The 3,126-nt window shown below is 68.5% G+C and carries 1 protein-coding gene and 2 pseudogenes; 2 read left to right on the forward strand and 1 reads right to left on the reverse strand.

Annotation, left to right across the window (positions count from 1 at the left end; translation table 11 throughout):
- Nucleotides 1-658: pseudogene (locus ACWD4O_RS48610) on the reverse strand (transposase family protein); the annotation flags it as partial.
- Between the two features lie 171 nt (nucleotides 659-829).
- Here ACWD4O_RS48610 and ACWD4O_RS48615 point away from each other — a divergent pair.
- Together ACWD4O_RS48615 and ACWD4O_RS48620 are read left to right on the forward strand one after the other, a co-directional pair.
- Nucleotides 830-2,284, forward strand: a pseudogene (locus ACWD4O_RS48615) (NF041680 family putative transposase); the annotation flags it as partial.
- A 491-nt stretch (nucleotides 2,285-2,775) separates the two neighbouring features.
- Nucleotides 2,776-3,090, forward strand: a complete 315-nt coding sequence (locus tag ACWD4O_RS48620; protein ID WP_451289578.1) for a hypothetical protein — start codon at nucleotides 2,776-2,778, stop codon at nucleotides 3,088-3,090.
- The last annotated feature ends 36 nt before the right edge of the window (nucleotides 3,091-3,126 follow it).

Consider the following 3,126-nt stretch of genomic DNA (forward strand, 5'->3'; position numbering starts at 1 on the left):
ATCACATGCTCCACGCGCGCACGCACCTTGCGGTGGGCGGCGTTGTCGTCCTCCTCGCCCGGCAGCAGGGGCCGGTGAGGCCGTTTGCGGTGCGGAACGACCATCCCGCAGTTGAGGTAGGCGCCGTCGCCCAGGACGGTCACACCCTGGCAGTGTTCGGACAAGCCGGAGGCCCGCCAGGCGTGCGCGTCCGCGGTGGTGCCCGGCACCGGGTGGGCGGCCGCGATCACAAGGCGTGTGTCGGCATCGACGATGACCTGCACGTTCGCCGAGAATCGGTAGTTGCGTGACGATGAGCCGACGTTCCGGTCGCGGACCGGGACCAGTGTGCCGTCCACGATCCACAACCGGTCCGCCGCATCGGCAGTGCGAGAGACGGGCTCCAGCGCCGGCAACGGACCAAGCCGCTGGATGACACGGCAGACCGTGGAGGAAGAGACGCCGAACAGCGGACCCAACTGCCGCATCGTCAGGTTCGTGCGGTAGTACACCGCAACCATCAGCACCCGCTCGGCCAACGGCAACGACCACGGCCAGCCCCGCAGCGTGCCGTTGCCACCCCGCTCCCGCACCACCTTCAACAGGCCCGAAAACTGCGGCATCCGCAGCCCCTGGACGTCTCCACCCACACCCGCTCAGCACGCAAGACCCCGGCCATACCAAGGAGATGCCCAGCTCAGAGCCTTGTGCAACACCCTTTAGCTTGTCGTTTATGGTCCGGCGTCGAACGAGGGTCGAACTTGTTCGGTGTTTTCCCAGTTCACCAGCTGCGTGAGGGACCGCGGGTCGATCCTGTGCTGAGCGACAGCGCAGTACGGAGGCCGGGATCGTGGGGCTGGTCGGGCACGAGGTTGAACGAGACGCGTTGACGGTGGTGGCGGAGTTCCGCTCGGAGTTGTACGCGTGCCTGACCGCGCGGGGCGACGTCCTGTTCGAGTTGTGCGACGCGCTGCTGTGCACCGACGGTCCGGTCCGCACCCTCGTGGACCTGGCGCTCGCTCCCGAGCATCGGCGTGGGCACGGGGCGTTGTGCTCCGGGATCAACCACGGTCGGATTGACGTCGCCCGGCTGCGGCGGGCACTGTCCAGTGTCCCGCTTCCCCGAGCCCGGGACGCTCGGCTGGTGCTGGCGGTGGACGTCTCGCCGTGGTTGCGGCCGGACGCCGACACATCCTCTGACCGGTCCTTCTGTCATACCTTCGGCCGGGGCCTGGGCAAGCACCAGATGGTGCCCGGCTGGCCGTACTCGATCGTCGCGGCGCTGGAGACCGGTCGGACCTCGTGGACCGCGTTGCTGGACGCGATCCGGCTGGAGCCCGGCGCCGACTTGGCCGCAGTCACCGCCAGCCAGGTCCGCGATGTCGTCGAACTCCTCGTGGAAGCCCGCCAGTGGCAGGCAGGGGCCCCGAACATCTTGGTCGTCCTCGATGCCGGCTACGACGCGCCCCGCATCGCTCACCTCCTGAGTGATCTTCCCGTCGAGGTGCTGGGCCGGCTCCGTTCGGACCGGGTCATGCGCAAACCCGTCCCCGTGCCATGGATCTGCCCGCCGCAAGGCGGCCGCCCGCCCAAGCACGGAGGCGAGTTCGTCTTCGGCGACCCGGCCACATGGGGCGAGGCCACCGCGGTCACCGTCACCAACACCAACCGATACGGGACCGCGACCGCCCAAGCCTGGGACCGGCTCCACCCACGGCTCACCCGCAGGGCAGCGTGGCTCGACCACGAGGGCCCGTTGCCGATCATCGAGGGCACCGTAATCCGCCTGACGGTCGCGAAACTGCCCAGCGGCGGGGTGAACAAGCCCGTCTGGCTGTGGTGGTCGGGCACCGGCGCCAGCCCCGACGACGTCGACCGGTGCTGGCAGGCGTTCCTCCGGCGCTTCGACGTGGAACACACCTTCCGCCCGCTCAAGCAGACGCTCGGCTGGATCCGCCCGAAACTGCGAGACTCGCAGGCCGCCGACCGCTGGACCTGGCTCGTCCTGGCCGCGCACGCTCAGCTTCGCCTCGCCCGCCCGCTCGCGCGCGACCTCCGACGGCCGTGGGAGCGGCCGGCGGAACCGAACAGACTCACCCCGGCCCGGGTTCGGCGGGGGTTCAGGAACCTGCGGGCGAAGACCGGCACGCCAGCCGGTGCACCGAAACCCACCCGCCCCGGCCCCGGCCGACCGCTCGGCTCGAAGAACCAGCGGCCCGCCACCCGCTACGAAGTCGGACGCGTCCTCGCCACCGGCGAGGCATACACCCGCCCAGCACACCACAGGGTCGGCACGAAACCCCGGAGAATCAGCGGAAAAGCCAGCTCAGGGTCTCTACGGCCGAGCGGCAACAGCATCGACGCCAGACGCCCGCAGCTTGCGGGCCAGGAACTCCATCTCAGGCATCGTGCCCGAGTGGGCTCCCGCCAAGACCTCCCTCAGAAGGGTCTTGACTTCCACCAGACCTATGCCAAGTTCTGCCCGCAGAACCCGCATGATCGCAGCGTTCCTCGCTGATGGATCCACCTGGAGGCGGGCTGGTCCCCGCTCGGAGAGCAGCCGCCCCCGTAGTTCGGAAGGCAGATCACCGCCGCAGTCAGCTATCGCAAACCCGCAGGCTGAACACCTGGACTCCGTGTCCCAGCGCAAGGAGCCGTGAACCAGGGCTTGGACGCCCCAGCACTCCAACTCCACACCGCAGTCCGGGCACCCAGCTGAGTACCTGATGGACTCGAAGACCGCCTGATCCATACCCACCCCTTCAAGGAGTTGAGGTTAGACGACAGGCTGAGCGCATGCGATACGAGGAGAAGGCGAAGCTCACCGCCGCGAAAGTCCTGGTCCCGTTGGCCATCCTTGTCGCCTCACCAGTGCTGCTGATGGCTGGAGCGCCGGTCCGCCGCCGCTACCTCCGCTACGTCTACCGGGATGAGGCCCCAGCGATCCTGGACAAGGAGCAGGGCCGAATCAGTGTCCACTGGTTCGTGGTCATGAGCCCGCTTCTTGCATGGCTCTGCTGGCCCACAGAGACACTCGCCCGGCTCATCTCAGGCCGAGGGTCGGGTGGCCCGGGGGATCTCACCCCCGGGCTCCCACAGAACGGAGCGTGACAGTCTCCCGTCACTCCGCTCTTCTCATCGAGTCCA

Source organism: Streptomyces sp. NPDC002623, assembly GCF_053592635.1.

What these genes read in the sequence shown, in the direction of transcription:
- ACWD4O_RS48620 (WP_451289578.1), top strand. Translation starts at nt 2,776, where the DNA reads ATGCGATACGAGGAGAAGGCGAAGCTCACCGCCGCGAAAGTCCTGGTC.